Annotated in this window: 19 protein-coding genes; 12 read left to right on the top strand and 7 right to left on the bottom strand. The window is 49.0% G+C overall.

All coding sequences use genetic code 11. From position 1 onward, the window contains the following. Nucleotides 1–9 precede the first annotated feature (9 nt). The 3 genes from infA to aat all read right to left on the bottom strand — a co-directional run bounded on the left by infA (nucleotide 10) and on the right by aat (nucleotide 1,727). Complete coding sequence (gene infA / locus CBX96_RS06980) at nucleotides 10–228, bottom strand: translation initiation factor IF-1 (protein WP_006081934.1); 219 nt, start codon at nucleotides 226–228, stop codon at nucleotides 10–12. Between the two features lie 82 nt (nucleotides 229–310). Further along, nucleotides 311–1,027: an arginyltransferase gene (locus tag CBX96_RS06975; protein ID WP_086903586.1), complete on the bottom strand. Its 717-nt coding sequence runs from the start codon at nucleotides 1,025–1,027 to the stop codon at nucleotides 311–313. Further along, entirely contained in the window at nucleotides 1,017–1,727 is a 711-nt protein-coding gene (gene aat / locus CBX96_RS06970) for a leucyl/phenylalanyl-tRNA--protein transferase (protein WP_109286177.1), read from the bottom strand. The genes CBX96_RS06975 and aat overlap by 11 nt, the downstream gene beginning before the upstream one ends. Nucleotides 1,728–1,781: 54 nt before the next feature. On the opposite strand from aat, the gene CBX96_RS06965 reads away from it, so the two are divergent. Both CBX96_RS06965 and CBX96_RS06960 read left to right on the top strand, forming a co-directional pair. Next, nucleotides 1,782–2,252 carry a glycine zipper 2TM domain-containing protein gene (locus CBX96_RS06965; protein WP_109286176.1) on the top strand — a complete coding sequence of 157 codons (471 nt, stop codon included), beginning with the start codon at nucleotides 1,782–1,784 and terminating at the stop codon, nucleotides 2,250–2,252. 60 nt (nucleotides 2,253–2,312) lie between these two features. After that, complete coding sequence (locus CBX96_RS06960; protein ID WP_109286175.1) at nucleotides 2,313–3,065, top strand: Nif3-like dinuclear metal center hexameric protein; 753 nt, start codon at nucleotides 2,313–2,315, stop codon at nucleotides 3,063–3,065. Between the two features lie 93 nt (nucleotides 3,066–3,158). On the opposite strand, the gene CBX96_RS06955 is transcribed toward CBX96_RS06960, so the two are convergent. Together CBX96_RS06955 and metG are read right to left on the bottom strand one after the other, a co-directional pair. After that, nucleotides 3,159–4,115, bottom strand: a complete 957-nt coding sequence (locus CBX96_RS06955) for an AEC family transporter (protein WP_109286174.1) — start codon at nucleotides 4,113–4,115, stop codon at nucleotides 3,159–3,161. A 306-nt stretch (nucleotides 4,116–4,421) separates the two neighbouring features. Next, nucleotides 4,422–6,452 carry a methionine--tRNA ligase gene (gene metG / locus CBX96_RS06950; RefSeq protein ID WP_109286173.1) on the bottom strand — a complete coding sequence of 677 codons (2,031 nt, stop codon included), beginning with the start codon at nucleotides 6,450–6,452 and terminating at the stop codon, nucleotides 4,422–4,424. A 160-nt stretch (nucleotides 6,453–6,612) separates the two neighbouring features. Here metG and apbC point away from each other — a divergent pair, with 160 nt between their 5' ends. The 9 genes from apbC to CBX96_RS06905 all read left to right on the top strand — a co-directional run bounded on the left by apbC (nucleotide 6,613) and on the right by CBX96_RS06905 (nucleotide 13,869). After that, nucleotides 6,613–7,728, top strand: a complete 1,116-nt coding sequence (gene apbC / locus CBX96_RS06945; RefSeq protein WP_089067979.1) for an iron-sulfur cluster carrier protein ApbC — start codon at nucleotides 6,613–6,615, stop codon at nucleotides 7,726–7,728. 11 nt (nucleotides 7,729–7,739) lie between these two features. After that, complete coding sequence (gene udk / locus CBX96_RS06940; RefSeq protein ID WP_011072566.1) at nucleotides 7,740–8,378, top strand: uridine kinase; 639 nt, start codon at nucleotides 7,740–7,742, stop codon at nucleotides 8,376–8,378. 29 nt (nucleotides 8,379–8,407) lie between these two features. Further along, on the top strand, nucleotides 8,408–8,989 hold the full coding sequence (gene dcd, locus CBX96_RS06935) for a dCTP deaminase (protein WP_109286172.1): 582 nt from the start codon (nucleotides 8,408–8,410) through the stop codon (nucleotides 8,987–8,989). A gap of 5 nt (nucleotides 8,990–8,994) precedes the next feature. Continuing rightward, nucleotides 8,995–9,804: an aminodeoxychorismate lyase gene (gene pabC, locus CBX96_RS06930; protein ID WP_109286171.1), complete on the top strand. Its 810-nt coding sequence runs from the start codon at nucleotides 8,995–8,997 to the stop codon at nucleotides 9,802–9,804. Continuing rightward, entirely contained in the window at nucleotides 9,801–10,811 is a 1,011-nt protein-coding gene (gene mltG, locus CBX96_RS06925; protein WP_109286170.1) for an endolytic transglycosylase MltG, read from the top strand. Before pabC ends, mltG begins: the two co-directional genes overlap by 4 nt. Then, entirely contained in the window at nucleotides 10,808–11,437 is a 630-nt protein-coding gene (gene tmk / locus CBX96_RS06920; RefSeq protein ID WP_109286169.1) for a dTMP kinase, read from the top strand. The genes mltG and tmk overlap by 4 nt, the downstream gene beginning before the upstream one ends. Further along, nucleotides 11,431–12,387 carry a DNA polymerase III subunit delta' gene (gene holB, locus CBX96_RS06915; protein WP_109286168.1) on the top strand — a complete coding sequence of 319 codons (957 nt, stop codon included), beginning with the start codon at nucleotides 11,431–11,433 and terminating at the stop codon, nucleotides 12,385–12,387. The genes tmk and holB overlap by 7 nt, the downstream gene beginning before the upstream one ends. 6 nt (nucleotides 12,388–12,393) lie before the next feature. Further along, on the top strand, nucleotides 12,394–12,720 hold the full coding sequence (locus CBX96_RS06910) for a PilZ domain-containing protein (protein WP_011622439.1): 327 nt from the start codon (nucleotides 12,394–12,396) through the stop codon (nucleotides 12,718–12,720). Between the two features lie 360 nt (nucleotides 12,721–13,080). Then, nucleotides 13,081–13,869 carry a TatD family hydrolase gene (locus CBX96_RS06905; RefSeq protein WP_041408755.1) on the top strand — a complete coding sequence of 263 codons (789 nt, stop codon included), beginning with the start codon at nucleotides 13,081–13,083 and terminating at the stop codon, nucleotides 13,867–13,869. A 316-nt stretch (nucleotides 13,870–14,185) separates the two neighbouring features. On the opposite strand, the gene rsmF is transcribed toward CBX96_RS06905, so the two are convergent. Continuing rightward, nucleotides 14,186–15,634, bottom strand: coding sequence for a 16S rRNA (cytosine(1407)-C(5))-methyltransferase RsmF (gene rsmF / locus CBX96_RS06900; protein ID WP_109286192.1), 1,449 nt, complete (start codon nucleotides 15,632–15,634; stop codon nucleotides 14,186–14,188). Nucleotides 15,635–15,780: 146 nt separating this feature from the next. Between rsmF and CBX96_RS06895 the strand changes: the two genes are divergently transcribed. Next, nucleotides 15,781–17,007: a nucleoside recognition domain-containing protein gene (locus CBX96_RS06895; RefSeq protein WP_109286167.1), complete on the top strand. Its 1,227-nt coding sequence runs from the start codon at nucleotides 15,781–15,783 to the stop codon at nucleotides 17,005–17,007. 144 nt (nucleotides 17,008–17,151) lie between these two features. On the opposite strand, the gene CBX96_RS06890 is transcribed toward CBX96_RS06895, so the two are convergent. Beyond that, nucleotides 17,152–17,448 (bottom strand): hypothetical protein, encoded by a 297-nt coding sequence (locus CBX96_RS06890; RefSeq protein WP_109286166.1) that lies wholly within the window; start codon nucleotides 17,446–17,448, stop codon nucleotides 17,152–17,154. Nucleotides 17,449–17,465: the final 17 nt, after the last annotated feature.

Here is a 17,465-nt window from a genome sequence, read left to right as displayed (position 1 = left end):
GGGGGAATATTAGCGTGCGCGGAAGACAATACGACCTTTGGTCAGATCATAAGGAGTCAACTGAACGGTAACTTTGTCACCAGTCAGAATGCGGATGTAGTTTTTGCGCATTTTGCCAGAAATGTGGGCTATCACCACATGACCATTTTCAAGCTCTACGCGGAACATTGTGTTTGGCAAGGTTTCAAGGATAGTGCCTTGCATTTCAATGTTGTCTTCTTTCGCCATTAATTAGTTATCCCATTAGCCTTCGAATATAAAAAACGGGCGTATCATGCCGCAAATTCACCTTGCTGTAAAGGGGAAGTGCCTAGCAAACTTGGGAATACTCCCAGCCTTGGGGGGTTAAAATCTGATAAGGGCGGTATAAGCGCTTGTAGGACATTTTTCGATTTGCATCAATTTGATACCCGAGATAAAGAAATTCTTTATCCTGTAATTTTGCTAAGCGGCACTGGAGTAAAATGAGCAGTGAGCCAAGAGAGCGACGTTCTTCATCGGGGTCAAAATAACTGTAAATAGCCGACAAACTATTGGGGAGCGTATCTGTCACTGCTACGGCTAAAAGTCGATTACCATCATAGACTTCGATAAAGGTTGGCGGTAGCCAATGGCAAAATAAGAACTGCTCATACTGCGACTTACTCGGGGGAAACATGGGGCCATCGAAGTGGCGCTCACGAATGTATTTTTCATACAGGGCGTATTGAGCCTCGGTATGTTCAGAGGTAATACGCCAGGTTAAATCGCGGTTATGGGCTAAAGTGCGTTTTTGCCGTTTAGAAGGCATGAATTCATTAATCGGCAGACGAATCGGCTGACAGGCACTGCAACGAGGACAGCGTGGTTTATAAATGGCACTGCCACTGCGGCGAAAACCTATGGCTAATAGACGATCAAATAAAATGGGGTCGAGGGTTTCCTCTTGGATCACCAACAGTTGTTCCTGCTGTCCGTCAAGATAACTGCAGGGGAAGATTTGGCTGATCCCAATGGCGATGGGCGTGTTACTCGCGTTAGAGTTCAAGTATGACCTCACTCGGTATCCAAGCCGCTGGGTTGACGGGCTTATCCCTAAACTGAGTTAATAGTTGAATAAAATCAGCGCGTTTCACTGGTTTGGCGCCTAGGCTCTCAAGGTGGGGATTCATCACCTGTGCGTCAATCAATTTAAAATTTATTGTGATGAGATGCTGTTGTAGCACCGCCATGGCCGCCTTTGACGCGTTGGTTTCGCGGTGGAACATGGATTCCCCACAAAAGACTTGACCGATGGCAAGGCCATAAAGGCCGCCAATTAAACGCTCGCCGTGCCAGACTTCGACGGAATGGGCATGGCCATTATGGTGTAACTCGCGGTAAGCCATTTGAATTTCATGGGTTATCCAGGTGCCGGCTTGTTTACGCCGAGGTTGAGCACAGCCCGCCATCACATCGGTAAAGGCATGGTTGATGGTGAATCGCCAGGGCTGTTTTTTTAAATATTTGCGTAAACTGGTGCTGATATTCACTTGGCCAGGAATAAAAATGGCGCGGGGGTCAGGTGACCACCATAAGATGGGATCGTCGGCGTTAAACCAAGGAAAAATGCCGTGATAATAGGCGGTCAATAAACGTTCAGGGCGAAGATCGCCGCCTATCGCCAATAAGCCGTTTGGATCGGTTAGGGCGAGTTCGGGTGAAGGAAAAGCTTCAAATTCGTGATTCAGAAAAGACAGTGAGTTCACAATTGCGTATGATTCAGTAATAGACCCTTATATTAAGTTAGCGGAAATTCGGATATGTGGAAACCTACACTAGCGAGCTTTATGTTTATTTGTGCTTTAGTGATTTCTCCCGTGCAAGCAGGCTACGATCGTAATCAGGCTGTGCCGGTCGAAAAAGTCCTCTATGGCGATATCAACTCGGTACGCAATATCACCGAAACCCAATTGATTGAAGACCGAAACCAAGGTTGGAAAACCTTTGGCGGCGCTGTAGCGGGCGGGGTGATTGGCCATCAATTTGGTGGCGGCTCAGGCCAAGATATCGCAACGGTATTGGGGGCCTTGATTGGCGCTGGTGTAGGCAATCGTTATGGCAGTGGCACCACGGTGCAATCACTTAAGCTAGTGGAGCTGATGATCACTCAGGAAGATGGCACGCAAGTCATGGTGATCCAAGATTATGATCCCGGCATGGTGTTCAATGCGGGGGATAGGGTACGTGTGGTGTACCTGCAAGGTGGGGTTCGCGTTGATTTAGCCATGTGATACAGTACGAACTTAAGCGTAACTGCCTATAATCAATAAAAAAGTGTAAACGGTGATGGAATGACACGGACAGAACTAACCCAATATTTAGCCGATTTTTTGCGCGTATCGGCCTTTAAAGATTACGCCCCGAATGGGTTACAGGTTGAAGGTAAAGCAGATATCCGCACCATAGTGACAGGTGTGACGGCGTGCCAAGCGTTAATCGATGAAGCGATTCGTCTCAAAGCCGATGCGATTTTGGTTCACCATGGCTTTTTCTGGAAGAGTGAACCAGAGGTGATCACTGGCATGAAGCAGCGCCGGATCAAAGCTTTACTCGCCCATGATATCAACCTGTTTGGCTATCACTTGCCCTTAGATGCTCATCCTATGCTGGGCAACAATGCTACGCTCGGCCGCAAACTTGGGATCCTCGATGCTGAAGCGGTTGAGGATGTTGCGCAGGGGCTCGTATGGCGTGGCAAACTGGATTTACCCGTGAGTGCCAGTGAATTTGCCGCGACCTTAGGTGAGGTGCTCGGTAGAACGCCACTGCATATTGGTGAAAGTTCGGATGAAATCCAGCACTTAGCTTGGTGTACCGGTGGCGCTCAGGATTATATTGATATTGCCGCAAGCCTTGGGGTCGATGCGTTTATCAGTGGCGAAGTGTCCGAGCGGACGTTCCACAGTGCGGTGGAGCAGGGTATCCACTATTATGCTGCGGGTCACCATGCGACCGAGCGTTTTGGCATTGAGGCGCTTGGGCGTCATCTCGCCCGCGAATTTAATTTAGTGCACCATTTTGTGGATATCGCTAACCCAGTCTAATGGCGTTGCCTTATCGACATAGAGTAAATGAAAGGCGAGCTATGCTCGCCTTTGTTTTATGTAAATTACCCCTAATTTTAAATCAGCTTAAGTTTAAATAAGCCCTAGGGTCGATAGAATAAAAATGCCCAAGGTGCATGTGAGCAATGAGCAAACTGTGGTGAGGGCGATAATATTGGCGGCTAGGGTGGCATTTCCCCCCATAGCTCGCGCCATCACATAACTTGCCGCCGCCGTGGGCGCGGCGCTCATCAAAAACACTAAGGCCAGTTCCACACCGCGATAGCCAAGTATCAAGGCTCCTAGGGTGATGAAGAGTGGCGCAAAGATCAGTTTTAAGGCGGTCGAGAACCAAGTGGAATACTTTTCATGTCTAAGCGAGCCAATATCCAGTGAGCCGCCAGTGCACAGCAGTGCTAAGGGGAGCGTCATATTGGCAAAGTATTGTCCGGCATCGAGAACCATTTTAGGAACCGGGATCGCCAGCAGATAAAACAGCATGCCGAGCATAATGGCAATGATCAGCGGGTTTTTGGTGATGGTTTTAATGATCACCGCAAAGGCGCGGCGGCTCGATTCCTCTCCCCGTGGGCTTAAACAAATTACGGCTTGAATATTGTAGAGCAGCGTCATGGACGCCACATAAACGGCCGCTAAGGCAACGCCTGATTCGCCGTAGGCATTAGAGACATAGGCTAAGCCGATAATGGCGGTATTGGCTCTAAATCCCCCTTGAATGATGACGCCTTGATCCTTTGGCTCGGGGAAAAATCGTTTCGTCACGTAGGTCGAGAGAATAAAAAACAGTAAGTTGGCTAATAAGCCATAACCGATTAACGGCGCACTGTCGGCAAGATCGTGATGCGAGCTAATGATGCTGAGAAACAACAGCGCGGGCAGGGTGACATTAAAAACCAGCTTAGAGGCGATATCAATAAAGTGCTCATCAATCACTTGGGTGCGTTTAAGCATGACGCCTAAGGCTAACATTAAACAGATGGGACCGGTTATTGAAGCAGAAAACAACAACTGCTCAATGATATTGCCCATAACTTCTCCTCGAAAATTCCATAGTGTGTTGCCGCGACACAGTGCGGCTTAGCTATTACAACAGCTATTACAACAGCTATTACAACAGCGATTCCAACACCGATTACAGCTCAGCCATGACAGCTTAGTGATTGCGGCCTAGCAATTAACGCTTAGCCACAGGCGCGATAGTGTCCCACTGTAAGACGCTTGTCGAGAGCGCATTCGGCTACGCTCGCTGAAAAAGCGTAAAGGGATGTTTTTACCAACAAATAAGGCCGCATTTAATGCGGCCTTATGTCGGTTTAGAAGTAGCTTGACTCGTGTTTACTTCACACGCATGCCAGGCTGTGCGCCTTCATGGGGTTCTAGAATCCATAAATCGCTGCCACCAGGGCCTGCTGCCAGTACCATGCCTTCTGACATGCCAAAACGCATCTTACGTGGCGCAAGGTTGGCGACCATCACTGTCAGCTTACCTTCGAGATCCTCTGGTGAGTAGGCCGATTTAATGCCTGCAAATACCTGACGGGTTTCGCCGCCGATATCCAATTGCAGTTTTAACAGTTTGTCGGCTTCGGCCACATGCTCGGCTTTGACGATACGCGCAATACGCAGATCGATTTTAGCGAAATCTTCAAAGTTGATGGTGTCGCTAATTGGATCGGTCGCCAGTGTGCCCTTAGGTGCTTCTGGCTCGCTCGTGGCTTGCAGGTTTTCTTTAGAGTCTGCCACCATGGCGTTAACCTTGTCTAATTCAACACGTTGCATCATGGCTTTGAACGGTGCAATTTCGTGTCCCGCCATATCTTGGCCCAAGCTATCCCAAGTTAACGTCTGTTGGAAGAAGGCTTCAACATCCAACGCTAAACGTGGCAACACAGGTTTTAAGTAAGTGACCAGAATGCGGAACAGGTTCAGGGCGTTCGAGCACACTTGGTGCGCGGCTTCCTGTTGATCGTCTTGCTTCACTAACTGCCAAGGCGCTGCGTCGGCGACAAAACCGTTGGCGATATCGGCCAATGCCATGATTTCGCGCATCGCTTTACCGTATTCGCGGGTTTCATAGAACTCGGCGATTTGTTCTTGCTTAGCTAAAAACGCATCCGTTAGCGTAGTGTCGGCAATCCTGGCCAGCTTGCCATCGAAACGCTTAGTGATAAAGCCCGCGGTACGAGACGCAAGATTAACCAGCTTACCCACTAAGTCTGAGTTTACGCGTTGTACGAAGTCTTCTAAATTCAGGTCGAGATCGTCGATACGGCTGCTTAGCTTGGCGGCGTAGTAGTAGCGTAAGTACTCAGGATCTAAGTGGTCTAAATAGGTGCGCGCCTTAATAAAGGTGCCCTTAGATTTAGACATTTTAGCGCCGTTCACTGTCACATAACCGTGGGCGTAGACGCTGTTAGGTTGACGGTAGCCCGAGCCATGGAGCATGGCTGGCCAGAACAGGCTGTGGAAGTAAACGATGTCTTTACCGATAAAGTGGTAAACTTCTGCCTTTGAATCCTTGGCCCAAAATTCGTCAAAGCTCAGCTCTGGGCGTTTGTCACAGAGGTTTTTGAATGAGCCCATGTAGCCGATAGGCGCATCTAACCATACGTAGAAGTATTTGCCCGGAGCATCTGGGATCTCAAAACCAAAGTAAGGCGCATCGCGGGTGATGTCCCATTGCTGCAGACCCTGTTCGAACCATTCATCGAGTTTGTTGGCCATTTCGGTTTGCAGTGCACCCGAGCGAGTCCACTCTTTGAGCATGTCTTCGAAGGCGGGTAAATCGAAGAAGAAGTGTTCAGTGTCCTTCATCACTGGCGTCGCGCCAGAGACGGCCGACTTAGGATTAATCAGCTCAGTTGGGCTGTAAGTTGCGCCGCAGGCATCGCAGTTGTCGCCGTATTGATCCGGTGATTTACACTTAGGGCAGGTGCCTTTTACGAAGCGGTCTGGCAGGAACATCGACTTTTCAGGGTCAAATAATTGCGAAATGCTCTTGCTCTTGATATAGCCGTTGGCACGCAGTTTTAAGTAAATATCGCTCGCCAGCACGCGGTTTTCTTCACTGTGGGTGCTGTGATAATTATCGAAGGCGATATTAAAATCGGCGAAATCCTGCTGATGCTCTTTATTGACTTGCGCGATCATTTCTTCTGGCGCCATGCCTAATTGCTGCGCCTTGAGCATAATCGGTGTGCCGTGGGCGTCATCGGCACAAATATAGTGGCACTCATGTCCACGAAGCTTTTGATAACGCGACCAGATATCCGTCTGGATGTATTCCAGCATGTGACCTAAATGAATCGGTCCGTTCGCGTAGGGAAGTGCGCTGGTCACGAGAATTTTACGTTGTGAAGTTGCCATCTTGTCTCAAATATCGTGGTGGGCCAAAAATAATGGTAGAGATACTAACCGATTACAGGATGATTTTCATCAAAACCTGAGTCGATTGGGTTAAATCTGCGCTAATGTTTTTGTCATTATCTGGTACACTTGGGCAAATTTATTGGTGGGGGTAATTCTTTTGTCTTCAACTCAAACTGATTATCGTTTAAGTGACGATCTTCTCGGGCCCGTTCTGGCCATTCTCGATGCATATATCGACCCGTATTTAGCGAAGGGGTTAGTGAGCGCAGGATGCGTGAATAAATTGGCGATTGAAGGTAAGCGTTTGCAGCTTGGCTTAGTCTATCCATACCCTTGCATGACTCAATATCGTGATACTGTCATGGCCATCACCAACAAACTCGCGGTGCTGGATGCCATCGACGAAGTTGAGTGTGAAATCGATTTCCAACCAAAAGTGTATTCGGCGATAGCCTCTATTGCACCGATTGCCAATGTAAAGCAAGTGATTGCTGTCGCGTCCGGCAAAGGCGGTGTGGGTAAATCGACCACGGCGGTTAACCTTGCCTTAGCGCTGGCTGCAGAAGGTGCCCAGGTCGGTATTTTAGATGCCGATATTTATGGTCCTTCCGTCCCATTAATGCTCGGGATCCCCAACTTCAGACCCGTTTCCCTCGATGGTAAACACATGAGCGCCGCCAGTGCCCATGGCATTGCCGCCCAATCGATTGGTTTTATGTTAAGTGGCGATGAAGCCGCAGTATGGCGTGGTCCTATGGCGGCGGGCGCGCTTGCGCAGCTGCTCAATGAAACCCAGTGGCCTGAACTCGATTATCTGGTGGTCGACATGCCGCCGGGGACTGGCGACATTCAATTGACCCTGTCGCAAAAAGTGCCTGTCAGTGGCGCTGTGATCGTGACTACCCCGCAGGACATCGCACTGGCCGATGCCAAGAAAGGCATCACCATGTTCCAGAAGGTGAATATTCCTGTCCTTGGGATTGTTGAGAATATGAGTTTCCATTTATGCCCCGAGTGTGGTCATAAAGAACACCCATTTGGTACGCACGGTGGCAGTAAAATGGCCGAGCGTTATCAAGTTCCATTGTTAGGCGCCTTACCGCTGCACATCAATATCCGTGAAGCCATGGATGTGGGGGCGCCATCGGTTGTGGCCGAGCCTGACAGTGAAGTGGCGGCACTTTATCGGGAAATTGCCCGTAAAGTGGGCGCCGAATTGGCTCTCAAACAGAGCCAAAAAACAGTTTCTATTAGCGTATCAGATGACGAGTAAGGTTTAAGGGTATGAATTCTCAGCAGTGTGTCATTATTGCAATTGCTGGCGCGTCAGCATCGGGCAAGAGTTTAATTGCCAAGACGATTTTTGACGAACTTCGCCGCGATTTAGGCACAGATCAGATTGGGGTAATTAACGAAGACGCGTACTACCGCGATCAGAGTCATTTATCCATGGATGAGCGTGTGTTAACAAACTACGACCATCCCAAAGCGTTAGACCATCAGCTGCTATGCACGCACTTGCAGTTGCTAAAGTCTGGCGAAGCTGTTGATATTCCTTGCTATAGCTATACCGAACATACGCGTATGGCCGAAACCGTAAAAATGACGCCGAAAAAAGTGATCATTTTAGAAGGCATCCTGCTGTTAACAGACCCTAAATTGCGTGAATTGATGGATGCGAGCGTGTTTATGGATACGCCGCTGGATATTTGCTTCCTGCGCCGTTTAACCCGCGACGTGGCCGAGCGTGGCCGTACAATGGAATCGGTGATTTCACAGTACAAGAAGACAGTGCGTCCTATGTTCCTGCAATTTATTGAACCTTCAAAACAATACGCTGATATTATCGTGCCTCGCGGCGGTAAAAACCGTATCGCGACCGATATTTTGAAGACTCGTATTCAACATCTACTGGCAAAATAACGACTAAAACTCAGGGAGTACAAGGCAAGATGCGCTTAACCGATATCGAAATTGAACAGGCCCTTGATAACGGCTCGATTGTGATTGAACCTCGCCCAAGCAACGATGCGATTTCTGGTGTGAGTGTCGATGTGCGATTAGGGGGGCAATTTCGCGTCTTTAAAGATCATACCGCGCCTTTTATCGACCTGAGTGGTCCGAGTATTGAAGTGCAGGCGGCGCTTGATCGGGTGATGAGCGAAATCATCGAAATCCCTGACGGCGAAGCCTTCTTCCTGCATCCCGGTGAATTGGCGCTCGCCGTGACCTATGAGAGCGTGACGCTGCCCGCCGATATCGTCGGTTGGCTCGATGGCCGCTCTTCACTGGCGCGTTTAGGCCTGATGGTGCATGTCACTGCGCACCGGATTGATCCGGGTTGGCAGGGTAAAATCGTGCTCGAGTTTTATAACAGTGGTAAGTTGCCTTTAGCGCTGCGTCCACGGATGACCATTGGCGCGTTAAACTTTGAACGGTTAAGTGGCCCTGTGGCGCGTCCTTATAACAAGCGCAAAAACGCGAAATATAAAGATCAGCAAGATGCGGTCGCCAGCCGTATCAGTCAGGACTAATACCCTTGATTTGGGTTAATGGGGTATCACAGGCAAGCATTGATCCCATGGACAGAGGGCTTGCCTATGGTGATGGCCTATTTGCCACGATGCGAACTGACGCACATGGCATTTTGTTTTTTGAGCAGCACCAAGCCCGTCTAACGGCGGGCGCTGCGCGGCTAGGGTTCGATTGGCAAATGAGTCAAGCCCTAAGCCAACAGCTCGATACTCTCGCCAAGCAATACCCACAGCACTGTATTAAATTGATGCTCACACGGGGCGTGGGTGGCCGCGGCTATGCGCCGCCGGAGCAGGTTCACGTCACTGAAGTCGTCTCAGTTCATCCTATTCCTGCCCAATATGCCTTGTGGCAGCAACAGGGCATTCGCCTTGCGACGTCAGCGATCCAATTAGGTCATCAACCCTTATTGGCGGGCATAAAGCACCTTAATCGCCTCGAGCAAGTGTTGATCAAATCCCAGCCCTTACCACAGGGGTTTGATGATTGGTTGGTGCTGGATTGCATTGGGCAGGTGATAGAGTCTTCGATGGCGAATATCTTTTTTGTCAAAGGCAATCAAGTGATTACCCCGTCGTTGGAACGCTGCGGCGTCGCGGGTGTGATGCGCGAGCAAGTTATGTTAGCCTTACTTGCACAGCAGATGAATATCGATTGTTTGCCGTTTGGCGCCGAGCGTTTAGTGGAGTTTGACTCGGCATTTATCACTAACAGCGTCTTAGGCGTAGTGGATGTGCTGGCGATTGACTCGGACACTTTTACTCCTTCTCCTTTGACAGCAGATCTTAGACAAACACTTTCACTCTCACTATGAAAAAAATCATTCTGATCGCAAGTTCTACTTTGTTGACCTTGCTGACCTTAGCTTGTTTGGTTGGTTATTGGGGCTATCGAACGATTATTGATTACAGTCAAATCCCCTTAGTCCTAACCGAAGCCAAAGAATTAACCATTGCCCGTGGCACCAGTGTGCACCAGTTGGCCCAGCAGTTAGAAACCGATGGTGTTATCCAAGACAAATGGAAACTCAAATGGTTACTGAGATTGCGCCCAGAGCTGGCGAAGATCCGTACCGGTCTTTATGAGATGTCTCCTTCGCAGTCGATTGCCGACTTACTCAACGATTTAGTGAATGGCAAGGTGAAAACCTTCAGCCTGACCTTAGTCGAAGGCAAAACCATTGCCGAGTGGGAACAACAACTCGCGAGTGCGCCGTACTTACAGTTGTCTCCTGAAGTCTTTAGTGCGGTATTGATGGAGCAGGGCGACGATTCGGCGTTGCCCGAGGGTAAATTCTTCCCCGATACTTACCATTACACCGCCGATAGCGATGCTAAGACGCTGCTCACCCAAAGTTATAAGATGATGGAGCAGGAGCTTGCCAAAGCATGGGCGGAGCGTGTGCCCGGTTTACCACTCAAATCGCCCTACCAGATGCTGATCTTGGCCTCGATTGTTGAGAAAGAAACTGGCCAAGCCTTCGAGCGCGATCAAATCGCCGGCGTCTTTATCAATCGACTCAACTTGGGGATGAAGCTGCAAACCGATCCGACGGTCATTTATGGCATGGGTGACAGATTTAAAGGCAATATCACCCGTAAAGATCTCGTCGAAGAGACCCCTTTTAACACTTACCGGATTTTCGGTTTACCGCCAACGCCGATTGCAGCGCCGAGTAAGGCCTCATTGCAGGCGGTGTCTAAGCCTGCCAAGGTCAGTTATTTGTATTTTGTGTCGCGCAACGATGGCACCCATGTGTTTTCGACCACCTTGGAAGAGCATAACCGCGCCGTCGATATTTATCAGAGAAAGAAAAAATGACCCAAGCATCCGCCAAATTCATCGTTGTTGAAGGACTGGAAGGCGCAGGCAAATCGAGTGCGATTGCCCTTATTCGCGATTTTATTGAAAAGCATACTGGCCTCGCACCTGTTTGCACCCGTGAGCCAGGCGGTACGCCGCTGGCCGAGCGTATTCGTGACTTAGTGAAAATTGCCGACCCAAGCGATCCTCTGTGTGATGAGTCCGAATGTTTATTGATCTACGCCGCTAGAGCTCAGCTCGTCGCCAATGTGATCAAACCTGCGCTGGCAGAAGGCAAGTGGGTGTTAGGGGATAGGCATAATTTGTCGTCCTTAGCTTACCAAGGTGGTGGACGCGGCTTAATGCCCTTAGTCGAAGCCGTGAGTAACGCGACGCTCAAAGACTTTAAACCCGATTTAACCCTCTATCTTGACCTTGACCCTAAGCTTGGATTGCAGCGCGCAGCAAAGCGGGGCGAGCTTGATAGAATCGAGCAACAAGCCATCGACTTTTTTGAACGGGCGCGCGCAACTTACCTCAGGCTTGCCAGCGAAGATGAGCAGATTGTCGTCATCGATGCCAGCCAAACCATGGCTGAAGTGCATAAAGATATTCTGGCCGTGTTACAGGCGATGGCATGGTAACGCAAAGCGGATTTGATGTATTAACCCTGCCTTGGCTCGATGCGCCAATACAGGCGTTTTTAACCCAGTTACAAACTCAAAAAGTCCCCCACGCGCAACTCGTGGGTATCGATTCCGCCTATGGCGGTGAACTCTTGAGTGTGTTTATGGCGCGCGCCGCCATGTGTGCACAACCCACTCCCACTGGCGGATGCGGTTTTTGTAAGTCCTGCCAGTTATTTGATGCGGGTAATCACCCCGATTTTTATCAAATTGAGGCCGATGGTCACCAAATTAAAGTCGACCAAATCCGTGAGCTGTGTACTCGCCTGAGTGCAACTGCCCAGCAGAGCGGTCGGCGTGTCGCCATCATTCACCACAGCGAGCGCCTGAACTCAGCTTCCGCCAATGCCTTACTCAAGACGCTCGAAGAACCGGGCAAAGACACTTTACTGCTATTACATTCCGATACGCCCGCGCGTTTAATGGCAACGATCAGCAGTCGCTGCCAACGGCTTCCCTTTGTGGCGCCGTCTAAGATGTTGATCAAAAACTGGTTAATTCAGCACTGTCAGATCCAAGAGGATGTAACTTGGTGTTTAAGTGTGGTTGGCGGCCCATTAAAGTTGGCCGAAAGTTTGCTAACAGATGGGACACAACCGAGTCGCTATCAAACTTTGTTAGGTTTTCGCAAAGATTGGGCGCAAAGTTTGTCGTCAGGCCATCTGTGTGCTAGTTTGTTAACGATAAGTGAACAACAAATCATTGATGCTCTTAAGGTTTTATACTTACTCCTGAGACAAATTTTACTGAAGTACGGCGACCAAGATGCGTTTGTGCAAGCGCAAATAGGGAACTTGGCGGCGAAAATCATGGGAATGTGTCATAGCTTAAGTGCAATGCCGAGTGTCAATTATTTAGGCTTGTGTCAAAGTTATGTCTTAGAATATAGAGAAATAACAAATAAGTAACATGCCATGGTCGATCTTGTCGTAAATTTTGATACCTTACATCAGCTTTACCGCGCCTATATGCCGTTTATCAAACCGGCAGGGCTGTTTGTCGCCACCGGAGAAACCCATTACCTCGGTGAGACGTTAACCATTGCCTATCGCTTACCCGGCGCGACCACCTCTAACGAGTTCCGTGGCGTGGTTGTGTGGATTAATCCGCTGGGCGCATCGGGCGGTCGTCCCGTGGGGATTGGGATTAAAATCGTTTCTGATCCCGACAGCCATAAACATCATATCGAAAAACTGTTATCCCGAGAGCTCGCTTCGGGCGACTTAACTTGCACTATGTAATTTCTATTGTGCTTAGCTAGGGCCTACACCGAGTATTTAACCTGAACTCGGGGTAGCGAGTGTCGAAAATCTAAATTTAACAATCCATGCAAGCTGCGTAATCTTTTGTTTTTAAAGGTTTAAAATCTTTTTAACTGAGTGCACAGATTTTTGCGCATATCAAGGCGCTCTGTCGTACGCCATAGCGTGCTATGGTTAGACAGAGCAACGCAGAGAGGCCCGAAAAGATGCCTATTCAGCGACTCTACTTATCCCGAGCTCAGGTTATTTAGTGCTGAGTGAGCCTTAGCGGAATTTGACCTCGATCCCATCGCTGAGTATCCTTGTGCTCCTTTTTTGTTTCTCTGTGTGGAAATTGCTGTGCTTATCGATTCACATTGCCATCTCGATCGCCTGAAAGCGGCGCCCGATCAACAAACCTTAGAACTCATTCTCGCTAACGCTAAGGCGCGCGGTGTCGACTATATGCTCTGTGTCAATGTGCGCCAGCAGGGATTCGAGTCGATGCGTGACAAGGTTGCTGCTTTCGAGCAAGTGTTTTTGTCTTCGGGCGTGCATCCGCTGGATGTGAAAGACGGCCTCGATGTTGAGCAAATTCGCCGTTTTGCGATGGATCCGAAAGTGGTGGCTATTGGTGAAACCGGCTTAGATTATTTTTATGCCGATGAAACTAAAGCTCTGCAACAACAGTGTTTTGAGCAACAAATAGCCTTGGCGGTTGAAGTCAATAAGCCGCTGATTGTGCATACCCGTGATGCCCGTGAAGACACCATCAACATGCTCAAAGCGGGGCAGGCGGACAAAGTCGGTGGCGTGTTGCATTGCTTTACGGAAAACTGGGAAATGGCCAAGGCGGCGATTGACTTAGGTTTTTATATTTCCGTTTCAGGCATTGTGACCTTTAAAAATGCTGGTGAGTTAAGAACCGTGATCCGCAAAGTGCCTAAAGATCGTTTATTGGTGGAAACCGATTCGCCTTATCTTGCGCCTATTCCACACCGTGGACAGGAGAATCAACCTGCCTATGTGCGTGATGTGGCCGAGTTTGTGGCAGAACTGCGCGCAGAGCGTTACGAAGAGCTTGCCGAGTACACCAGTGAGAACTTCTTTAATTTGTTTAAGGATGCGGCCCGTTTAATCGGCCGATAAGACGTGTAGCATTTGCTTGAGTCCGCAAAGACTAAGCCTTTACTTACACTTTGTGAGTAAAGTGCTAGTCGGTGAAGTTTGCCCCATAAATAAAAGCTGAACTCGATTAGGCGTAAGCCCATAAAAAAAGGCCCAAAACGATTCCAACTGTTTGGGCCTAGGGGAATGGCTCGTTGAAGAGCCGTGCGCTACAGATGAAAGCGCCATGCAGTGCGCTTTACAATAGACTCAGTGTAGTTGAGTTTAGTGTGAGTGACACTTTCTCTATCCCCTTTTTTAGGTTATTTCTCGCTAAAAAATGATCGATTTATAACCATTATGCCTGTGGTGGCAGCAATAACACTTTATCTTTTACTAAGTCTCTGGGCAGGCTGTTTTTTAATTTATTGCCTAAATGTTTAGCCATGCCTAAGGGCGCGCCGCCATAACAGACAATCACTTCACCTTGAGCCTTGCCTGCCGTATCGAGGGGAATATCTCGTCCCATCAAATACTCTTTCGCCTGCTCATCGCTAACCTCGACCACTTTAGCGCCGTTTGCCGTCCCTGCGGTAAGTGCTTTTCCCGCAAGCGCAATAATGGCTTCATGACGGACTTTAAAGCCATGTTTGCTGTGGTCGGCAAGCTTAACCCCAATCCGCTGAAAGCGCATTTTGCCAATAAAGTCTCTAAATTCATGGGGAAAGAGCCAAAATTCATCGTCGCGCACCATAATGAGATCATCGGGCAGTTCGATACCCAGATCATCGGCAAAATAGGCTTGAATGGCTTTGGCTTGTTTGGCACTCGCCTCCGTAAAGGGGAAATTCTTTTGCAATTTAGGCTCAGGTTGTAAGCGTGGTACCGAGCGGGTTTTAGTCAACTTAGCGACAAAAAAGCCTTCACTGTCGTAAATTTGCGGCCAAACGTGCAAAAAGCCTTCTGGCGTAGTGGCTTTTTCGGCGCCATCAAACAGTTGGCTTAAGGATTCAAATTGCACTGCATCGCCATAGGTTTGCTGTAAATATTCGCACACGCCTTGGTTTTCGTGCCGATTAAGGGTGCAAGTGGAATACACCAAACTGCCACCCGGTTTTAACGCCAAAAAGGCGGATTCGATTAATGCTTTTTGGGTTTCGCTAATTTCGATCACCTCATCGAGGGACCAAGATTTTAACGCGTCCGCATCTTTACGGACTGTGCCTTCACCGCCGCAGGGGGCGTCAATCAACACCGCATCAAAACTTTCATACAGATACTCGCCAAATACCCGTCCATCGAAGTGGGTCAGGGCGCAGTGACTGGCGCCCATGCGCAGCACATTGGCATGGAGCACTTTGACGCGGCTAGCGGAATATTCATTGGCGACTAATAAGCCTTGATTATTCATTAACGCTGCCATTTGCGTGGTTTTAGAGCCGGGCGCCGAAGCTAAATCTAATACACATTGCCAATCCGCATTTGGGGTAAATAGCGCAGTGGGGGGCAACATGGAGCTGGCTTCTTGGATATAGAACAATCCCTGAATATGCTCTAGGGCGTTGCCGAGCTGCTCTTCTTCATCGTAGCTTATCCAGAAACCATCCTCACACCAGGGAATAGGCTCAAAGGTCCATCCCTTAGGCTGCATTAATTGCTTAAAGTCTTCACTGCTGATCTTTAAGGTGTTGACGCGAATCGAGCGGCGTAGTGGTCTTGAACAGGCCGCGATAAAGTCATCCATTGAGAGATGGGCGGGCAGTTCTTGGGCAATAGTATTGATAAAATTTTGATTTAATTGAACCATAACGGGATTAGGCTGTGTATCAACTGCGGCAAGTATATCATAATCCCTTACTGGGCTGGGATTTTCTCCCTTGGCTTTTGCCATCAAAAACCGGTTATCGCAGCAACATAAACATAAAGCATGGATAAAAATAAGGAAGCGGCAGAGTGCTAAATCGGGTGTGGTTAGTGTTTTTCCTCACATCGCTGCTGGCGATGTCGGTACAGCTTTTTAATGGGCATATCGAGGTGCTTGCCAACGCGGTAGAGGCCTTGTTTGCCAGCGCTAAACTCGCTGCTGAAATCGCCTTAGGCTTAGTGGGCGTTTTGTCCCTGTGGATGGGATTAATGCGAATTGGTGAAAAGGCAGGCGTTGTTGGGGCGATTGCCTTTGTGTTTGAACCGCTGCTGCGCCGCTTGATGCCCGAAGTGCCCAAGGGACACCCCGCATTTGGCAGTATGACGATGAACTTAACTGCCAACGTGTTTGGGCTAGATAATGCAGCAACGCCATTGGGGCTTAAGGCAATGCAGGATTTGCAGAGTCTTAATCCGGTCAAAAGCGTCGCGACCAATGCGCAAATTCTATTTTTAGTGCTCAATACCTCCTCGGTGACCTTAGTTCCTGTCACTGTGTTTTTGTACCGTGCCCAGCAGGGCGCCGCCGCACCTGCGGACATTTTTTTACCCATTCTGCTCGCCACATCAGCCTCAACCTTAGCGGGGCTTCTGATCGTCGCTGTTGTGCAGCGGCTTTCACTGCTCAATGCCGTGGTGCTCGGATATGGCGCAGTGCTGCTGTCGGCATTAGTCGCCAGTGGTTTTTATTTGATGACCTTAACCGCAGACTCCATTGGCACAGTGTCGACCGCCTTGGGCAACGGGGTATTGCTACTGTTAGTCTTCAGTTTTGTGCTGGTGGCGGGCGTGAGAAAAGTGGCGATTTATGATGAGTTTATCGAAGGCGCTAAGGCGGGGTTTAACCAATCGATTCAACTGATCCCGTATCTTCTAGCCATGCTGCTGGCGATTGGCCTACTCAGGGCATCGGGCGCCTTGGATTACCTGCTGCAACTAATTGCCAGTGGCGTGAGTCTTTTGGGGTTTGATACCCGTTTTGTCGATGCAATGCCAACCGCATTAATGAAGCCTTTTAGCGGCTCGGGCGCGCGGGCTATGATGCTCGAAACCATGGCGCACCATGGTGTGGACTCCTTTGCGGGGCGCTTGGCAGCGATTTTCCAAGGGAGCACTGAAACGACTTTTTATGTGCTGGCAGTTTACTTTGGCTCCGTTGGGATCCGTCACGGGCGCCATGCGCTTGCCTGTGGTTTAACGGCCGATTTTGCAGGGATCTGCGCCGCGATTGCGGTTTGTTATTGGTTTTATGGCTAAGGATGTGGTGGCGAAAGGCGCAATGATAGCGATGCAAACAGTCGCTTTAGCAGGTAAAAATCAGGCGCATTAGAGTTTATCAAATGCGCCTGATTTTTAAATGACACTAAGCTTGCGGGACTGATTATCACGCAAACACACGGATTATAACTTAATCAGTGCACCATTACTTGCAATCTTGAATTCTATATTTTCTTTGAAATCAACCACCTTTGCAGGAAGATTTCCCCCACTATCAATCACCAACTCCATTAATGTGGAAGAAATATAATAATTAAGATCTTCTTTCTTAAAAAAGGTTTTAGCGACTAACTTGGGCTCGCCTGAATCATGCCGGATTACCGCCAAATGAGAAGCTGAATGGCGCTTAAACCCGGGAGGAATATAGATACTTCCTTGCTCACAATACTCTTGGATTAATTTTGAGTACTTTCCTTTCATGACTCACCTAAAGTTAA

This window comes from Shewanella sp. BC20 (assembly GCF_003129585.1).
Classification (GTDB): domain Bacteria; phylum Pseudomonadota; class Gammaproteobacteria; order Enterobacterales; family Shewanellaceae; genus Shewanella; species Shewanella seohaensis.
Note: the sequence above shows the minus strand (reverse complement) of the source record. Positions and strands in the feature narration are given on the sequence as shown.